We start from the raw sequence: 18,444 nt of genomic DNA, 5'->3' as shown, positions 1-18,444 counted from the left end.
CTCAGGGTCGGTCTCGCTCGGGGACGGCCTGCGACGCGGCGGCGATGCAGCGGTCCAGATGGGCCTCGCCCACCGGGTGGAAGGGGGAGCGCCCGGCCAGGTCGCGCTCGGCGTTCGCGGTGTCCAGGCGCACCTCCCCGACCCCCGGCATGCCCTGCCCCGAGGCGAGCAGCGCGGCCACCGCTTCGGCCGCCCCGCCCGGCGCGCGCCGGGCCTCCTCCTCGAGCAGTCCGCGCCAGTCGCCGGGGGCCGCCTCGCGCAGCGGCAGGCCGGTGGCGCGGATCCGGTCGGCCACCGCGCCCAACCGGACCGGGTGCGGGGACGCCAGGTGGTAGGCGCCGCACGGCCGTTCGGCGAGGGCGAGCCGGACCATCGCCCGCGCCGCCTGGTCGACGGGGGTCAGGTCGATCGGCGTGTCCGGGTCGGCCGCGGGGAGAGCGCCGGTCTCCAGGGCCGCCCGGACGATCAGCCAGAACACGGTGTCCTCGGCGCCGGCTCCGGTGGCCGTGTCCCCGCTGGTGCGGCCCATCCGGTGGACCGCGGCCCGAACGCCCCGGCGCCGGGCCCGCTCCACCAGCTCCTCGGCCACCCAGCGGGTGCGCACGTAGCCCGAGTCGAGCACCCGGTCGGCGGCGACCCGGCCCTCTTCGGCCAGCGGGGCGGCCGGGTCGGCGCCGTCCTCCCGGTCCACCAGCACGCCCGGGGTGGACAGGTGGTGGAAGGCGGCTCCGGCCTCGGCGGCGAGGCCGAGCAGCGCGGCCACGGCGTCCACGTTGGCCGCGCGCAGCCGCGTGTAGGTCATCGCCATGGTGGTGTCGGCGGCGATGTTGAGCACGGCGGTGGTCGCGGCGGCGAGCCGGGCGCGGTCGCCCTCGGCCAGCCCCGTCCCGGGCGCGCCGGGCCGGACGGGCACGGCCTCGATCCGCGGGTCGGCGGCGGCCCCGGGGCCCAGACGGCGGGCGAGCGCGGCACGCAGCAGGGCATCGGCGTCGTCGGGGCCTCCGGCCTCCACCAGGCAGCGCACCGGCGCGTCGGACTCGGCCAGCAGAGCGCAGAGCACCTGTGCCCCGACCGCCCCGACGGCTCCGGTGAGCAGCGGGCCCGGCGCGGTCCCCGCGGCCGGACCGGGCGGCGCCGGTGCGGGGGTTCCGGTCGCGCCCCAGGTCCTCTCGGCCGCGTCGGCCTCGGCGGCCAGATCCGGCGGCGAGGTCCCGTCCGCGGCCTCGCGCTCGACGACCTTCGCCATCGCCGCCGCCGTCGGATGCTCGAAGAGCACCTGGAGCGGCAGGTCGGCGCCGGTGCGGTCGCGGACGCCCCGCACCACCCGGGCGGCGTGCAGGGAGTGTCCTCCTGCGGCGAAGAAGTCGTCGTGCACACCGACCCGCGGCACGTCGAGCACCTCGGCGAGGATGGCGGCGACCGTCGCCTCCATCGGGGTGGAGGCGGGGGTGTAGGGGACCGCCGCGCCGGCGCCGGAGGGCCGTTCGGCCAGAGCGTCCGTGTCGGGGCGGCCGTCGGGGCCGGTCGGGACCGCCTCGACCGGCCGCACCGCGCAGCCGACGGGGGTGCCGTACCGGTCGGCGACGGCGGGCGGGGCGGCGGCCGCGTCCGCGGCGCCCGGGCCGGCGGCGAAGGCGGCCAGGCGGCGCAGCGGGACCGGGGCGCGCCCGCCGGTGTCGGTGTGCCGGAGCACGGCCGGGTGCGCGCCGTCCACGCCGATCACCACGTAGTGCTCGGCGGTGCGCAGGGCGTGGCCGAGGGAGGCGGTGGCCTGTCCGGGGGCGAGCAGCCGCAGGCCCCGGGCGCGGGTGAGCTCCTTGAGTCCGAAGCCCGCGCTCATCCCGGTCTCCTCCCACACGCTCCAGGCCAGGGCGTGCACCCGCGGTCCGGTCCCCCGCGGCTCGTGGGCGAGCTCGTCCAGCACGGCGTTCACGGCCGCGTACCCGCCCACCCCGGCGCCGCCGAAGTAGGCATTGACCGAGGAGAAGAGCGCCAGCAGGGGCGCTCGGCGCTCCGCCAGCACGGTCCGCACGGCGCGGGCCGCGGCCGCCGCCGCGGCCACCGAGGCCGCCAGGCGGTCCGGCTCGGTGTCGGCCACCATCCGCGTGGCGAACTCCCCCGCCAGATGGAAGGCACCGCGCAGCGGGGACCCCAGGCGCCGTTCGGCCTCGCGCACCGCGGTCCGCATGCCCTCGGTGTCGGCGGCGTCGACGGCGGCGTACTCGGCGGCGCCGCCGAGCGCGCGCACCTCGTCGAGGAGCCCGGCGCGTTCGCCGAGCGGGCGGCGCCCGGTGATCAGCAGCCGCGCCCCGTAGGCGCGGGCCAGGTGCGCGCAGACCCGGCGCCCGACCCCGCCGAGGCCGCCGGTGACCAGGTAGAGGCCGCCCGGCTCGATCGGGTCGGCGGTGCCGCCTGGGCCGGTGCGGCGCAGCGGGGCCAGCCGCCTCACCAGGCGGCGCCCGCCCCGGTGGGCGGTCTCGGCCTCGGGGCCGGGCTCGGCCAGCTCGGCGGCGAGTACGCGGGCGTCGGCGCCCGGCGCGCGCCCCGCCAGGTCCACGTGGCGGCAGGCCAGCCAGGGCACCTCGTTGGGGGCGCTGTTGAGCACTCCGAGTGCGGCGGCCCGCTCGGCGGTGACGGCGTCGCCCGGGGCCGCGGCCCGCGACCGGTCGGCGGCGGCGACCAGGCGCGCCGGCGCCGGATCCGCGCCGGCGGCGGCCTCCCGGTCGGCGACCAGGGCCCGCACCAGCGCGGCCAGGTCCCCCGCGCCCGCGGCGGCCTCCTCCGCGCCGCCGCGCTCCGGTCCGTACCCGCGCAGGTGCACGATGCCGTCGACGGGGCGCCCGGCGGCGCGCTCCCGGGCCAGCAGTGCGGCGTACGCGTCGGCGTCCCCGGGCGCGACGGCGGCGATCCGTGCGCCGCCGGTGCCCGCCGCCCGGTCGGAGAGCAGGGCGACGAGAAGGTCGGCCAGGTCCCGAGAGGGGCCGTCGGGGTCGGCCGCCACCAGCCAGGTGCCGTCCGGGAGGGCGTCGGTCGGCGGCCGTCCGGGGCGCCACACCCGGCGGCGGAACCAGTCGGGCACCGTCCCCGATCCGTCCACGAGCGCTCGGAGCCGGCGCTCGGCCGCATCGAAGGCGCCCTCCTCGTAGCGGGTGCGCAGCCGGGACCGCTGGATCTTGCCGATCTCGGTCTTGGGGACGTCCTCGCGCTCCACCGGCACGAGGGTCGCCTCGCCCAGGCCGCAGTCGCGTGCGAGCTTGGCGCGCAGCTCCAGGGCTGCGCCGCGCAGGTCGGTTCCCGGGCGGGGGTGGAAGAACACGGCCGCCCGGTCGGTGTCGGCGCCGTCGGGCCGTACGGCGCAGGCCGCCGTGTAGGAGCGCTCGATCCAGTCCAGTTCCTCCACCACCGACTCGATCTCGTGGCAGTGGTGGTTGACGCCGTTGACGATGATGACGTCCTTGGCCCGCCCGGTGATCGTCAGGGCGCCGCCGGCGAGGCGGGCCAGGTCGCCGGTGTCGAACCAGCCGTCGTCGGTGGTGGACTCGGCGTTGGCCTCGGGGTTGTCCAGGTAGCCGCGGGTGACCGGGACACCGCGTACCTGCAGGCGGCCGACGTCGCCCTCGCACAGGACGGCGCCGTCGTCGCCGACGATGCGCAGGGCCACCCCGGGGTAGGGGTGACCGACGGGGGTGAAGGCGTCGGTGTCGGCGGAGGCATCCGGGTCGAAGACCGCGTCGGTCACCGCCGAGCAGGTCTCCGACATGCCCCAGGCCGGGTGCACGGAGTCGGCGGGCAGCCCGTGGGGGGCCAGGTCGGCCAGGAGGCGGCGCACCACCCGGGGGACCACCGCCTCGCCCGCGTTGATGATGAACCGCAGCGCCGACAGGTCCCAGTCGCGCGTGCGGCCGTCCGCCGCCAGCGCCTCGGTGACGAGGCCGAAGGCGAAGTTGGGCGCCCAGGTCGCGGTCACCCTGTGGCGCGAGCACCACTCGATCCAGCGGAGGGGGTCGTCCAGGACGCGGTCGGTGGCGGCGTGGATCTGCGCGCATCGCACGTACACGTCGCGCAGGTGGAACATGACGACGCCGGTGACGTGGTCCATCGGGATCCAGTTGAGCGTCACCTCCTGCGGGCCCAGCCGGTTGAGGTCGGCGGTGCCCCGGCTGCGGACGAGCAGCGCCCGATGGGTCTGGGTGACGGCCTTGGGCGTCCCGGTGCTGCCGGAGGTGAGCAGGAGCAGGGCGGTGTCGTCGAGGCGTGCGGTGCGGTGGGCGCCGTCGCGGGGGTTGTCGCGCAGCCGGTCGGCCGCGGCCAGCCGCAGGCCGTCCATTCCGCGCCGCTCGGCCATGGCGCGCAGCGGCCCCTCCAGCTCGGCGCCGCACAGGACCCAGGGGCGGCCGAGGGACCTCCAGACGTTGTCCACCTTGGCGACGGCCGCCCCGTCCTCGGTGTAGGAGGGCGCCACCCCCAATGGAACCGGGACGAAGCCGCCGAGCTGGCAGGCCCAGAAGGCGGGCAGGAAATCGGCGTTGTCGGGGAACTGGAACACGGCCTTGTCGCCCGGCTGGAGACCGGCCGCGCGCAGGCCCCCGAGCATCCGCTCGGCCTCCTCCAGCAGCTCGGCATAGCTCTGCCGCGTCTCGGCGCCGTCGGACCGGATGTGCATGATGTCACCGCCCGGCTCGCACGCGGCGCGCACGAGCACCGCGCCGAGGTCGGGCAGGTCCGGCTCGGGGGCCGGTCCGCCGTCGCTGATCGCGGGGACGGGGTCGGCGGCGGGCACCGCCCCGCGCCGGCGCTCCCCGTCCGCGGGGCGGTGCCCGCCGCGCGAGGCGTCTCCGGCGGCCGGCGGCGCCTTCCCTTCCCTCTCCGGCCGTGCGGCGGGCGCGACCGGTTCGATCCGGTCCTCCTCCAGGGGAGCGGAGACGACCGCGACCGCCACGTCGTCGACCCCGTCGGCGGTACGCAGCGCCTCGGCCCAGCGCTCGGCGGCGGTCCCGTCGGCGACCGGGGGCGCGGGGACCGGCGCCCCGTCGGCGGGGAGGACGGCCACCGGCACGACCGCGGCGGGCACCAGCTCGGCGGGGAGCACCCGCCGCAGCCGGTCCTCCGCCTCCTCCGCGTCCGCGCGGCCGCGTCCGGCCGTGTACACGACGGTCTCGGTACGCCCGTCCGGGGTGGCGACGGCCGTCGCCCGGCAGTCGTCGGCCAGCCCTGCGGCGACCACGGCCCGCTCCACCTCGGCGGCCTCGACCCGGTGGCCGCCCGGCCAGGCGGGCGCGCCGCACGGGTGGCGCAGCGCGGCCTCGTCGAGCGGGGAGGCGGCCTCGGCCTCCGGGCCCGGCCGCGCGAGGCGGCGGGGGCGGGGCAGGCGTTCGGCGGCCGCGTTCCTCAGCTCTGGGGTGAGCGATTCGCCCGAGGTGAGCAGGGCGCGAAGGCCGGACAGGGCTCCGGCCCCCGCATCGTCGGCGAGGAGGCGGGCCAACGCTCCGGGGGGCAGGACGACCGACGTCACCGGGTGCCTGCGGGCGAGGCGGACCAGCGGTCCCGGGTCCGACGGGTCCGTCCCGGCGGCGGCCTCGGGATCGGGCAGCGCCACTGCGGCCCCGTTGAGGAGGGGCCACAGCACCTCGACGGTCTCGGCGTCGGTTCCCAGCGGGCCCGTCCAGGCCATGGTGTCCCGCGGGCCGGGTGTGTCGACGTCGCCCGGGGCCAAGGGCCCGGCCACCGCTTCGGCCTGGGTGATCGGGCGCGGAGCGGCGGGGGTGAGCCAGAACGGCGCGTCGGCGGCGCCGTCGGGGGCGGGCGGCGCCGGGGCGGCTCCGGGCCGGACCAGGGCCGGTGCGGGCAGGCCGTAGGCGTCCTCCTGCCCCTCGGGACACAGCACCGCCACGGCGCCCGCCTCGGCGGCCCTGCGGCGCCGGAAGGGCGCGGGGTGGTCCGGGTCGATCGGCGCGCAGGCGGCCCCGAGCCGTGCCAAGGCCAGTGCGGCGGTGACCCGCTCCACCGAGCGCGGCAGGGCGAGGGCCACCGCGGACCCGCGGCCGATCCCCGCCGCCGCGAGGGCGGCGGCGGCCTCCTCAACGGCCTCGGCCAGCGCATCGAAGGCCACCGTGCGCCCGCCCTGGACCAGGGCGGGCGCACCGCCCCGGTCGGCGGCCCGGGCCTCCAGGGTGACGGGCACCGGCACGGGCCGGGCGGTCCGGTCCGAACGGGGCCGTATCCGCAGCTCCCGCACGGGCGTGTCCGGATGTGCGGCCCCGTCGGCCAGCAGGGCCGCGAAGTGGTCCGGGATGCGGGCCGCGGTCGGCTCATCGAACAGGTCGACCGAGGCGCGGACCGTTCCTTCGATCCGGCCGCCCTCCTCCCAGCAGGTCAACGAGAGGTCGAAGGCGGCCCCGGGCGCTGCGGCGTCCACGAACTCCGCGACCGGCCCGCCGGGGGCGCCCGCTGCGGCCCCGCCCCGGTGCTGAAGCGCGAACATCGCCTGGAAGACCGGGTTGCGCGCGGGGTCGCGGTCCGGGCGCAGCCGCGCGACCACCTCGTCGAAGGGCGCCTCCTGGTGTTCGAACGCCTCGGCGCAGGTCGCGCGCACCCGGTCCACCAGGGGGCCGAAGCCGCCGGCGGCGGCCACGTCGGAGCGGACCGCGACGGTCGTGGCGAACGGGCCCACCGCTTCCTCCACCTCGGGGCGGGTGCGGCCGTGCAGAGGCGTGCCGACGGCGAAGTCCTCCCGCCCCCCGTAGCGGTAGAGCAGCGCTTCGAACCCGGCCAGGAGCACGGTGTAGAGGGTGGCGCCGCGGGCGGCGGCGAAGGCGCGCACGGCGTCGGCGGTCGGCACGGGGAGCGCGAAGCGGGCCACGGCGCCGCGGTGGGTGGGCCGGGCCGGGCGGGGGCGGTCGGTGGGCAGCACCAGGTCGGGGACGCCGTCCAGGTGGCGCGTCCAGTAGTCCAGCCCCGCCCTCTCGGCCTCGCCGCCGGAACGCGCGTCGGCCCAGTGGGCGTAGTCGGCGAACGAGACGGGCGGTGGTGCGTCCTCCCCGGGGTCCGGGCGCGCCGGCCCGGCGCAGGCGCGGAGCAGGTCGCGCACCATCAGCCCGACCGAGATGCCGTCGGCGACCAGGTGGTGGACGGCCAGGTGCAGCAGGTGCTCGTCGGCGCCGGTGCGCAGCAGGGCGAAGCGGGCCAGCGGGGCGTGCGCGGTGTCGAAGACGTGCGCGGACCGCTCGGCCAGCCACTCCTGCGGATCGACGCCGTCCCGCACGGCGTCCTCGGCGCTGAAGGGGGTCGGAACGGTGTCATGGACCACCTGCTCGGGAGCGCCGTCCGTCTCGGCGAACGCGGTGCGCAGCGCCTCGTGCCGGTCGGTCAGCACGGCGCAGGCCCGGCTGAGGGCGGCGGTGTCCAGTGGGCCGCGCAGCCGTACGGCGGCGGACAGCGTGGAGGAGGCGCCGCCCGGCCGCAGCCGCTCCAGGAACCACAGTCGGCGCTGCACCGGGGAGAGCGGTACGGGGGTGCGCACCGGACGCGAGGGGATGCCCGGAGCGCGCCCGGAGCCGCCGCCCCGCCACCGCTCCAGCAGCTTGAGTTTGGCCTCGGAGAGTTCCGTCATGGCCCGCTCGCCTCCTGTCGTCACCGCTCGTCGGCGAGGAGGCGGGCGGCCTCCTCGTCGGTCATGGACTCCAGCGCCTCGCGCAGGCGCTCCTCGACGACGGCGGCCATCCCGGCCACCGTCTGCGGCGGCTCCAGCAGCTCCCCCGCCGCCAGGTCCACCGGGAAGGCGTCCTTGAGCCGGGCCGTGACCTGGGCCGCCAGCAGCGAGTGGCCGCCCAGCTCGAAGAAGCCGTCGTGCACACCGACCCGTTCCAGGCCCATCACCGCGCACCAGGCGGCGGCGACGGCCTCCTCGACCGGGGTGCGCGGCGCCTCGTAAGCGGTGTCCAGCCCGGGGCGGTCGTGCCCCGCCGGGACCGCCCCGTCGCCGGCCCCGCGGTTCTGCGAAGGCGCGGGGGCCGCCGTGGCGCCCTCCGGGAGGGGGGCGGGGTCCACCCAGTAGCTCTCCCGCTCGAACGGGTAGGTCGGCAGCGGGACCCGGCGGCGCGGGCCCCCGTGGAGCGCCTCCCAGTCGACCGCGCAGCCGCGCTCCCAGGCGCGCCCGACCGCGCCCAACAGCGCCTCGGCGTCCTCGGCCCGCCCGTCGACGGCCGGCAGGCACGGGGCGGCCGCGGACCGCCCCGCGGTGTGCGCGGCCGCCAGCCCGCTGAGAGCGCGGCCCGGCCCCGCCTCCAGCAGGACCGACGCCCGTTCGCCGAGGGTGTCGACCCCGTCGGCGAACCGCACCGGGGCGCGCATCTGCCGCCCCCAGTAGGCGGGGTCGACCGCCTCCTCCGCGGTGATCCACCGCCCGGTCACACCGGAGGCGACCGGCGCCTCGGGCGGTGCGAGCGCGACCCCGGCGGCCACCTCGGCGAACCGCTCGGCGGCCTCGCCCATCAGCGGCGAGTGGAACGCCCCCGCGGTCTCCAGGCGCCGGGTGCGCACCCCGTCGGCCTCCAGCCGCTCCACCGCGCGGGCCAGGGCCCACTCGGCGCCCGACACCACCACCTGGCCACGGCCGTTGACGGCCGCCATGCCGATCTCCCCGGGGGCGTCCAGGTCCGCCAGGACGGCGGCGACGTCCTCCTCCGGGGCGGCGACGGCGGCCATCGCCCCCGCGGCGTGCTCGCGCATCAGCCGGCCGCGCTCGGCGACGAGCCGCGCGGCGCCCTGGAGGTCCACCACCCCGGCGAGGCAGGCGGCGGCGAACTCGCCGACGCTGTGCCCCAGCATCGCCGCGGGCCGCAGCCCCCATGCCCCGAGCAGCCGCGCCAGCGCGTACTCCACCGCGAACAGGGCGGGCTGGGCCACATCGGTGCGGCGCAGCAGGTCGGTGTCGGCCGGGTCGGCGCCGTACAGGGTGGCGGCCGGATCGGGGCCGCCCGCGGAGCGCACCGCCGCGGCGCAGTCGTCGAAGGCCTTTCGGAAGTCCGGCTCGCCGCGGTACAGGCCGGCGGCCATCGCCGGGAACTGGGCGCCCTGGCCGGGGAAGAGGAGGGCGAGCCCTGGGGCCTCCCCGGCCGGGTCCCCGTCCGGACGCACCGCCTCCAGGGCCCGGGCGGCGCCCTCGCGATCGCGCGCCACCACCGCCGCGCGGCGGGTGAAGCGGGCGCGGCCCTCCTGGAGGGTGAAGGCCGCGTCGGCCAGGTCGACCGGGGTCGAGCGCAGGTGGGCCGCCAGGTTCACGGCGTGCGTGCCCAGCGCCCCGGGTGTGCGCGCCGAAAGGCACAGGAGCTGCCAGTCGCGGGCCGGTTCCGGCTCCGGGGGCGCGGGCGCCTCCTCCACGACCGCGTGGGCGTTGGTCCCGCCGACGCTGAACGAGCTGATCCCGGCCCGGCGCGGGTGCTCGCCCCGTTTCCACAGGGTGAGCTCGGTGTTCACCCGGAAGGGCCCGGAGTCGAAGTCGATCCGGGGATCGGGGCGGTCGCAGTTGATGCTGGGGGGCAGCGCGCCGTGGCGGAGCGCCAGCAGCACCTTGATCAGCCCGGCGGTGCCGGCGGCGGTGTCGGTGTGGCCGATGTTGGGCTTGAGACTGCCGATCCGGCAGGACTCGCGCCGGTCGGTGCCGAAGGCGCGGGTGAGGCCGGCGACCTCGATGGCGTCGCCCAGCCGGGTACCGGTCCCGTGGGTCTCGACGTAGTCGATGCTCTCGGGCTCCGTCCCGGCCACCGCCATCGCCTCGGCGATGACGTCGGCCTGCCCCTCGGCACTGGGGGCGGTGAACCCGGCCTTGGCCGCACCGTCGTTGTTGACCGCGCTGCCCCGGATCACGCCGAGCACGGTGTCGCCGTCGGCGACCGCGTCCTCCAGCCGCTTGAGCAGGACCGTGGCCACCGCCTCACCGGGGACGGTGCCGTGGGCGCCGGCGTCGAAGGCGCGCACCCGCCCGTCCGGCGCGGTCACGCTGCCCTCCTTGTAGATGTAGCCCGCGCGCTGCGGGAAGAAGATGTTCGAGCCTCCCGCCAGCGCCATGTCGGACTCGCCGCTGAGCAGGCTCTGCGCCGCCACGTGCACCGCCACCAGAGAGGCCGAGCAGCCGGTGAGCACGGTGAAGCTGGGGCCGCGCAGGTCCAGCTTGTAGGACACGCGCGGGGTGAGGAAGTCCTTGTCGGTGCCGATCTGGGCGGGGAAGCGGCCTACCTCGTTCAGGTACGCGGGGTTGGCGTGCAGGTTGTTCAGGAAGTAGGACTCGGGGCCGCAGCCCCCGAAGACGCCGACGGCGCCGTCATGGCGGGCCGGGTCGTACCCGGCCGACTCCAGGGCCTCCCAGCAGGTCTCCAGGAACAGGCGGTGCTGGGGGTCGATGATCTCGGCCTCGCGCGGTGTGTAGCCGAAGAAGGCCGCGTCGAACCGGTCCACGTCCTCCAGTACCGGACGGCGCCGCACCAGCCGGGGGTCACCGATCAGCTCCTCGGGGACGCGGGCGGCGCGCAGTTCCTCGTCGGTGAAGACCGAGGCCGCCTCCCGGCCCTCGCACAGGTTCCTCCAGAACTCGTCCAGGTCGCGGGCGCCGGGGAACCGGCCGGCCATTCCGATGACGGCAATTCCGTCGCCGGCACCGACCGCCTCACCAGTTGAATCCCCGACCCCGACCTTCACGGCGGAATGCATGAACCGACCACCAAGCCATTCTCGAAGACGCAGTGAATACCCGGAGGCGATGGCGCACCGAAGAAGAAACGCCGCACCAGTCGGGGAGCGTAGCCGCCGCGATGTGCCCGCACAACACCCCGGAACGGAACGATTACGCCCACCGTTTTCACTTCCACTCGCCTCCGACACCGGGAACTGGAAAGATGAGCGGACATTCATGCGAAATCCATCGCCCTCCGCCCCCGAGCCCTCGAACCTGCCGCCATGCCTTCCAACCGGGGTTGCAGAAAAACGACCAACCCGCAGTCGTATAGAAACGCGGACAAAGGATTGCTAGCCTCCGATACGGCCTTGGGTGAAATTGTTCGCCGGTTGCAGGCCGAGTCCGCACTCCCGTATTTCCCCCTGTTTGCCCGGCGCCGCCGCGGCACGCCCGCGAGAAGACAGGAGAAACCCCGACATGGCCTTGCCCGAAGACCCGAACGCCATCGTCCGAGCCTTCGCCGCCAACCCGGCCTTCCGCAGTGCCGAAGCACACGAGCTGGTCAACGACGCCAACCCGTTCCGGCGCCCCGTCCGTCCGCCGGACCTGGATTTCCTCGACTACGACCGGGAGATGCCCTCCTCCGAGGCCGGGCTGCTCACGGCGCTGCTCGGCCACCGCATGCTGCGCAACGCCTACGACACCTCCAACGCCTACCTGCCGCCGCCCGGCGACTCCCCGGCCCGCGCGGACCGCGCCGGGTTCTACGGGGACCGGGCGCGCGTCCTGGCCGCCGGTGTGCGCACCGTGCTGGAGCGCCACCTGTTCTCCTTCCTGGCCGCCGAGCGCCCGGAGCCCCCCGCCACGTCCGAGGCCCTGCGCGACCGCGTCCAGGGGGTCTTCGCCGAGCGCACCGCCGCCCCCGGCCGCCTGTACACGGTGGCCGGCGGGCTGCAATCGCCCCGCGAGGGCGCGGTGTTCGTCCTGCTGCAGCTGAGCGCCTTCCTCCCGGTCCAGCACCGGGCGGCGGCCCGCGCCCTCGCCGGGGACGTGCACGCCGCCGCCCCCGGCCTGCACGAGGTGTTCGCCGAAGACCTGGCCGACGGGCGCGGTCGGGAGGCCGCCTACCGGGCCCTGTACACCGACACCGGGCTGACCCCCGCGCCCGGCGCCTACTGGCAGTTCCTGCTCGGATCCTCGCTGGCCCGCGGCAACCACCTGGACCGGCTGGCCCGCACCCCCGAGCGGTTCTTCGAATTCCTCGGCGCCTGGACGCACGCCGCCTGTGACGCAGGCGCCACCGCCGCGCCCATGGCCGAGCTGCTGGCCGGCGCGCTGGACACCGACGCCGCCTACTTCCGTGCGTCGGGCGTGCGCACCGCCGGCGACGTCGACGCCCTCCTCGCCGACGTCGCCGACCCGCTGGCGCGGGCCTACGGCACCGAGTTCACCGCCGCCTTCTCCGCCGGGTTCGAGGACGCCCGGCGGCTCGCCGCGCTCTGGGACGAGGACCTGGCCACCCAGGTGGACTGGGCCGACCGCCTGGACGAGTACAAGGCCAAGGCCGAGAAGCTGCAGTACCGGCTGGACACCGAGGGCATCGACGTCGACCTGGAGACCTTCGAGGAGACGGAGGAGGAGACCTCCACCACCCACGTCCACGACGACCACCGCCTCGTCGTCGTCGAGAAGGGGCGCATGCACTTCTGGAACAACGTGGGCCGGATGATCCCGATGGACGAGGGGGACAAGCTCCTCATCCCCGCCGAGCGCCTGCACGGGTCGATGGTGCTCTCCGGCGCCTGCACCTACCACCAGCCCGTCATCCCCGACGAGATGCTGCGCCAGGTCTGACCGGCCCGGACAGCCCCGACGAGACCAGGCCACTGGAGGAGAACCGTGGACACCGACGAGGCCGAGCACGTCATCGGCGACCTCCCGCCCTGGGGGGCCGCCCGCCTTCGCGAGCTGCGGACCACGCTGCTCTCCGCCGAGGAGCCGTTCCCCTGCACGTTCGCGGTCTCCGGGATGAAGCGGGGAATGCTGCGGTACGGGTTCGTCGGCCCCGTCGGCGAGCCCGGGGCGGTGGACGCGCTCGCCTCCGTGCTCACCGCCTACCTGGAGTCCTACCGGAGCATCGGCAGGGAGACCTCCCTGGTGGTGTTCTTCCGGCCGGACAGGCGGGTACGCCCCTTGGCCGAGCAGCGCGCCGACTTCTGGGGGGTCCTCGAAGGTCTGCGCGCACGCGATCCCGAGCCGTGGCCCCGGGACGTGCCCGGCGACCCGGACGACCCGTTGTGGGAGTTCTGCTTCCGGGGCGCTCCGCTCTTCGTGGTGTGCAACACCCCGGCGCACGGACGGCGGCGCAGCAGGCACAGTCCCGGGTTCTTCATCACCTTCCAGCCCCGCTGGGTCTTCGAAGGGCTGGAGGAGGGGACCCCGCGCGGGGACTCGGCGCGGCGGGTGATCCGCGACCGGCTGCGCCGGTTCGACGGCATGGAGCCCTCCACCGTGTTGGGCTCCTACGGCGCCCCGGACAACCGGGAGTGGCGGCAGTACTTCCTCCCGGACACCGACGCCGCCCCCGAGGGGTGGCCCGAGCGGTGCCCGATGCGCGCCGCCGAACACGCCGACCCGCCCGGCGAGGGAGGCTCTCCGGCCAGGGTGGCGTCGTGACCGGGGGCGGGGTGCGGGTCGGCCTGCGCGGTACGGCGGACGGGTCGGGGCCGCTCGTCGCCTGCTTCCCGCACGCGGGAGGCGCGGCCAGCGCCTACCGGAACTGGCCGCGGCTGCTGGCCGGGGCGGACGTACTGGCCGTGCAGTACCCGGGCCGGGAGGACCGCCTGGGGGACCCGTTCGCGTCCACTCTGGAGGAGCTGGCCGACGCGGCGGCCGGAGCGCTCGCCGAGGCGGCCGGGGCGACCGGGCGGCGCCCCGTGCTCTTCGGGCACAGCATGGGGGCGTCGGTGGCCTATGAGACCGCCCTGCGGCTGCGCGACCGCTCGTGCGAACCGGCGCTGCTGGCGGTGTCCGGCCGCCCGGCCCCCGCCCACCAGGCGCCGCCGCGCCTGTCCCACCTCGACGACCGCGCGTTCCTGGAGCGCGTCGCCGAGCTGGGCGGCCTGGAGGACGTGCTGCGCCATCCGGAACTGGCCGAGCTGGTGCTGCCGCAGCTGAGAGCCGACTACGGCCTGCTGGAGGCGTACCGCCCGGCGCCGGCCGCTCCGCTCTCCTGCCCGGCCGTGGCCGCGCTGGGGTCGGAAGACCCCACGCTCACCGAGTCCGGCGTCGCCGACTGGCAGACCGCGACGAGCGGAGCATTCCGGCTGCTCCGCTTCCCGGGCGGCCACTTCTACCTCAGGGACGCCGCGGCATCCCTGACGGCGGAGCTTCTCCCCCACCTGCCCCCTGGGATGCCGGTACCGGCCGCGCCCGGCCGCAGCCGGCCAGGAGGAACACCGCGGCGATCGTGATCCAGCGCGGCCACACCGGATTCGACATGGGGATTCGTTGCCCCCTGCAGGTCACCGACCATGTGCGGGAGCCGTCCGCGGGTGAGTGCCACCGTGCTGCGCGGCGCCCGGAGGCTCATGGAGACGGAAACCCTCCCCAACGGGCCCCAACGGTGTTGAACGGCTCCCATCGATGGCCTCTGACCTGCGACTTCGCAGGTCGGTACAGGTCGCCGGAATCGCCGGACCACATTGTTGCGGTAGAGGTCACAGGTGCGAATCCTGTATCGCCCACCAGCATCACCGCAGGCCGGGGCCGTTCAACGGCCCCCGGCCTGCGGTCGCTGGGCCCCGGAGATGGAGCCACGGAGGAGAGGATCTTCCTCCGGCACCATCACGGGGCCTCATTCTTCTCCAGAGGAAGGTAGCGGTCACCGGCTCGCGGATCCGTCTCCACGAGCCGACTCCTCCGGCCTCAGAGCGGACAGGCGCGCGTGCCGGTCGCCGTCCGAGCGCGTTCACCGCCTGTTCCTTCTTCACGGGCGTCACGTGCTCACGGACCTCCCCCACCCCGGCACCCGGTGTCCCGGACACGCCGCACGGGCCGCCTCCGGAATCCCGTCCTCGGCCGACCGGGTTCGGATGCCCGGAGAGCTCTCGCCGGATCTGCTCATACATGCGGGACAGGCCGACCGCGCAGAAGCGTTTCAGGCGCCGGGTTCGAGAACAGGGGTGAGCTCGGCGACGGCGATCTCCGCCAGGCCCTCCCGCCGCAGGGCGGCCGCATTGAAGAGGCTGCCGTCCACCACGGCCGTGGTCAGCGAGACGCTCAGCCGCTCGCGGCCGGCCGCGTCGAGCAGGGCGCGTAGCTGGGCGTCCAAGCTCTCGCGGTGTTCGCGCATGCGCAGCGAGAGCACCTCCGACTCGCGGGCGCAGTCCAGCACCACGCCCACGTATCCGATCAGAGCGGAGTCGCCGAGATCCGGTCCGTAGAAGGACTCCAGAAAGAGCTCGGCCAGGCGTCGCGCCGGGACGGCGGGGCGGAGGCGGGCCGCCGCCTGCTCGGCCGCATCGGCCCGGGCGGCCTCCAGGCGGTCCAGCGCCGCAAGCAGGAGGTCCTCGCGTGTGGAGAAGTAGTACCGGATAGAGCCCAGCGGCACCTGGGCGGCCGCCGCCACCCGGCGGTGGGTGACAGCGGCCATGCCGGCTTCCAGCAGGAGGGCCTCTGCGGCCGCGAGGATGCTGGAGCGGCGCTGCTGACTGCGCGCTTGGGTGGAGCGGAACGGCATGGCGTCGTCTTCCTCACAAAGTTGTACACTCGTATCAAATTTGGATTACCGTGGATCTTCCGCGCCGAGGACACACCTCGGAAGCGCACGCGACTCCCCGCGCCAGAGGGCCGCACACTGACCTTGCACGAGGTTTCATCGTGACCGGAATCAAGACTCCCACCCCTGCCACCCGTCGGGTCACTCCTGCAGTGGTGGTGGCTTTGGCCTCCATCGTCGGCCTCGTCCCCTTCGCCATTGATATGTACCTGGCCTCCCTTCCGGAGATCGGTCGGGAGTTCTCCGCGCCGAACTGGGCCACCCAGCTGACCCTGACCGGCTACCTGCTGCTCCTCGGCGCCGGCCAGCTGGTGGCGGGCCCCGTCACCGACGCGGCGGGCCGCCGTCGTCCGCTCCTGCTGGGCATCGGCCTGTTCGTGATCGGCTCGGTGACCGCCGCCCTGGCACCGTCGATGGCCGTGCTGGTGCTCGCCCGCCTCCTGCAGGGGGTGGGCGGCGCGCTGGCCACCGTGGTGGCCAACTCCTCGGTGCGCGACCGCGCCACAGGAGAGTCCGCCACCAAGCTGTTCGCCGTGCTGATGACCGTCACCGCACTGGCGCCCATCGTGGCACCGGCGGTCGGCGGCTGGCTGGACGGCCTCTTCGGCTGGCGCTCGGTGTTCTGGGCACTGGCCGGTCTGGGCACCGCGGTGCTGATCCTGGTGACGCTGTTCCTGCAGGAGTCCCTCCCCGTGGAGCGCCGCAGTCGCCTGGCGATCGCCCCGGTTCTGCGCGCCTACGGCTCTCTCCTCACCACCGGCGCCTTCCTGCTGCCGGTGGCCGCCATGGTCAGCATGTTCATGCTGCTGTTCGCCTACATCGGCGGCTCCAGCTACGTCTACCAGGACGACTACGGTGTCGGCTCCGAGGCCTTCGGACTGCTCTTCGCCTCCACCGCCATCGCGCTGCTGATCGGCGCTTCCCTCGCCAACCGGCTCGCCGCCCGTCTGAGCCAGCAGAAGCTGGCGCTGCTGGGCGTGAGCGTCTCCGTGGCCGGCGGCGTCCTGGCCGTACTGGTCACCCTGGCCCACCTGCCCATCGGTGCCCTGGTGGGCACGATGGCCGTGATGATGCTCGGCCTCGGCGTCTCCGAGCCGGCCCTGATGAGCAACAGCCTCTCCGCCGTGGAAGAGAACACCGGCCAGGCGGCCGCCATGCTCGGAGCCGGACAGTTCGTGCTGGGCTCAGCAGCCTCCACGGCGGCAGGCGCAGCCGCGGGCTTCGGCCCCACCGCCTGGACATGCCTCCTGTTGGCCGCGGTGCTGCTGGCCCTGCTGCTCAGCCTGGTCAGCTCCCAGAGAGCAGCACCCCGGAGAGCCTGATCCCGTTCCCGGCCCCACTCCGCACTCCCGCTCCGCTCACACCACGGGGCGGGCGCCGCCCGTCTCGTACCGGCCCCACGAGAACGCTTCCGCACCAACGGATTCAGAGGCCCTCTCAATGGACCGGCCCGCCCGGAAGGCATTCGGGGACCTCCCGGGCGGGCGCGGTGGCCGCACTCCCCCAGGCGGCCGGGGAGCCGCCGCCAGGGGGTCGGGTGGGGCGGCGGATCGGTGGCGGTGGCTCGCCCACCGCGCCGCCCGGCACTACGGCGGGGCACAGGGCGCGGCGGGTGCACTTCCGCGTTGTCGCATGAGGGCCGCCCGCAGGCTCCCCACACCTGCGGGCGGCCGGACTACTCGGTGTCCTCGGGTGCGGGCCCTGGGAGGACACCGTGGTGGTGCACCATGCGGCGGACCGCGCCCGCGAGCCGTCCCAGCCGATGGAGACAGGCGCAGTGGGGGGCGGCGCCGCGCCGGTCGGTGCGCAGGATGATGCGCGTCCCCGGTGCGACGGTCAGGGCGCCCCGCCGTCGGGGGCCTCCTCGTACACCTTGCTCGACGACGGGTCGGTGACCGTCTCCTCGGCCGTGCCGTGGTCAGAGCGCCGCTTCACGGCGGTGCCCTTCCTCGGGTCGGGAGCCGGTCGGCCGGACCGTCCGACGCCGGCGCCGTCCGAGAGCCCGTCGAGCAGGCGGCCCATCAGGACCACCGCCCGGCGAGCGCGGCCTGGACCCGGTCGCGCCCGAGAGTGCGGGCCAACCCCATGAGTTCTTGGACTTCGCGGGCCTCGTGCTCGCGCTGCTCGCGTTCGACCGCGGCCTGGTAGGGCCGGACCCGCGTCCGCGGGGCGCCGGTCAGACGGCGATCGGCGTCGGCGATCAGCTCGCCGAAGGTGTCCAGGTCGCAGCAGGCCAGGCCGATGCCATGCCGGGTGTGCTCGGCGGTGAAGAGCAGGCGTTCGCCGTCGCTGGTGTAGCCCATGCCCCAGTCGGTGTACCGCAGGGCCAGGTCCACGAAGCGGGCGTAGTCGCCGCCTTCGAGGCGGGGCGGGGCGTAGGTAACGCTCATCGCGGCGCCCCCTGCGGCCCGATGTGGGCGTAGGTCACGGGCATGAGGTCGGCGCCCTGGCGGATGGCGGCGGCCACCGCGCCGGGTCCTGCGGCATCCACGAGCGGCAGCAGGCCGACGACGTGCGCCGCGCGCTGGGCCACCAGTGCGTTGCGGACCTCGGTGGCACAGACGCCGGCGGGGTCGGGCGGGGTGAGCGTGTCGCGGATCGCCTCCAGCAGGTCACGCGCCGGGGGCTTGAGAGAACGGGGGCTCATCGCGCACCGCCTCCCGCCACCCGGTAGTTCACGGGCAGCAGCGCCGGGGCGCTGCGCACCGCGCGCGTTCCGGAGTCGAGGTCGCCGTTCCCGGTGATCTGCACCAGCACGCCGCAGACGTACTCGGCGCGCCGGGAACGGAGGCGGTCCTGGCACGTGACGTGGGCCAGGTCGGCGGGGCGTGGGACCTCCATGGCGTCCCGGACGGCGTCGAGCAGGTCCGTGACGGCCGGGGGCGTGTCGGCGCTCATGCTGCAGCCCCCTCTCCGCTCACGGTGAGGTGGCGGCAGAGCCGACGGTGGGCGCCGCGCAGGCCGGTGACCGTGGCGGTGACGCGCTCTCCGTTGT

The 18,444-nt window shown here is 75.8% G+C and carries 10 protein-coding genes; 4 read left to right on the top strand and 6 right to left on the bottom strand.

Annotation, left to right across the window (positions count from 1 at the left end; translation table 11 throughout):
* Nucleotide 1: 1 nt before the first annotated feature.
* Together C892_RS0119920 and C892_RS0119915 are read right to left on the bottom strand one after the other, a co-directional pair.
* Entirely contained in the window at nt 2–7,609 is a 7,608-nt protein-coding gene (locus C892_RS0119920) for an SDR family NAD(P)-dependent oxidoreductase (protein WP_026124504.1), read from the bottom strand.
* Between the two features lie 20 nt (nt 7,610–7,629).
* Entirely contained in the window at nt 7,630–10,704 is a 3,075-nt protein-coding gene (locus tag C892_RS0119915; protein ID WP_026124503.1) for a type I polyketide synthase, read from the bottom strand.
* A 442-nt stretch (nt 10,705–11,146) separates the two neighbouring features.
* On the opposite strand from C892_RS0119915, the gene C892_RS29255 reads away from it, so the two are divergent.
* From C892_RS29255 to C892_RS29250, 3 genes are read left to right on the top strand one after another with little or no spacing between them, the layout of a single operon-like run.
* Nucleotides 11,147–12,523, top strand: coding sequence for a cupin domain-containing protein (locus C892_RS29255; RefSeq protein ID WP_017558606.1), 1,377 nt, complete (start codon nt 11,147–11,149; stop codon nt 12,521–12,523).
* A gap of 45 nt (nt 12,524–12,568) precedes the next feature.
* Complete coding sequence (locus tag C892_RS0119905) at nt 12,569–13,345, top strand: YqcI/YcgG family protein (protein ID WP_017558605.1); 777 nt, start codon at nt 12,569–12,571, stop codon at nt 13,343–13,345.
* Entirely contained in the window at nt 13,342–14,142 is an 801-nt protein-coding gene (locus C892_RS29250) for a thioesterase II family protein (RefSeq protein WP_017558604.1), read from the top strand. Before C892_RS0119905 ends, C892_RS29250 begins: the two co-directional genes overlap by 4 nt.
* A 686-nt stretch (nt 14,143–14,828) precedes the next feature.
* Here the strand turns inward: C892_RS29250 and C892_RS32650 are convergent.
* A complete protein-coding gene (locus tag C892_RS32650) occupies nt 14,829–15,410 on the bottom strand; it encodes a TetR family transcriptional regulator (RefSeq protein WP_017558603.1) in 582 nt (193 codons plus the stop codon).
* A gap of 191 nt (nt 15,411–15,601) precedes the next feature.
* On the opposite strand from C892_RS32650, the gene C892_RS0119890 reads away from it, so the two are divergent.
* Nucleotides 15,602–16,771 carry a Bcr/CflA family efflux MFS transporter gene (locus C892_RS0119890; RefSeq protein WP_161631991.1) on the top strand — a complete coding sequence of 390 codons (1,170 nt, stop codon included), beginning with the start codon at nt 15,602–15,604 and terminating at the stop codon, nt 16,769–16,771.
* A gap of 699 nt (nt 16,772–17,470) precedes the next feature.
* Here the strand turns inward: C892_RS0119890 and C892_RS0119880 are convergent.
* From C892_RS0119880 to C892_RS0119870, 3 genes are read right to left on the bottom strand one after another with little or no spacing between them, the layout of a single operon-like run.
* Nucleotides 17,471–17,839, bottom strand: coding sequence for a hypothetical protein (locus tag C892_RS0119880; RefSeq protein ID WP_017558600.1), 369 nt, complete (start codon nt 17,837–17,839; stop codon nt 17,471–17,473).
* A complete protein-coding gene (locus C892_RS0119875; RefSeq protein WP_017558599.1) occupies nt 17,836–18,096 on the bottom strand; it encodes a hypothetical protein in 261 nt (86 codons plus the stop codon). The genes C892_RS0119880 and C892_RS0119875 overlap by 4 nt, the downstream gene beginning before the upstream one ends.
* Complete coding sequence (locus C892_RS0119870; RefSeq protein ID WP_017558598.1) at nt 18,093–18,347, bottom strand: hypothetical protein; 255 nt, start codon at nt 18,345–18,347, stop codon at nt 18,093–18,095. The genes C892_RS0119875 and C892_RS0119870 overlap by 4 nt, the downstream gene beginning before the upstream one ends.
* Between the last annotated feature and the right edge of the window lie 97 nt (nt 18,348–18,444).

The organism is Nocardiopsis baichengensis YIM 90130 (assembly GCF_000341205.1).
GTDB lineage: Bacteria > Actinomycetota > Actinomycetes > Streptosporangiales > Streptosporangiaceae > Nocardiopsis_A > Nocardiopsis_A halophila.
This window is presented reverse-complemented; position numbering and strand designations above follow the sequence as displayed.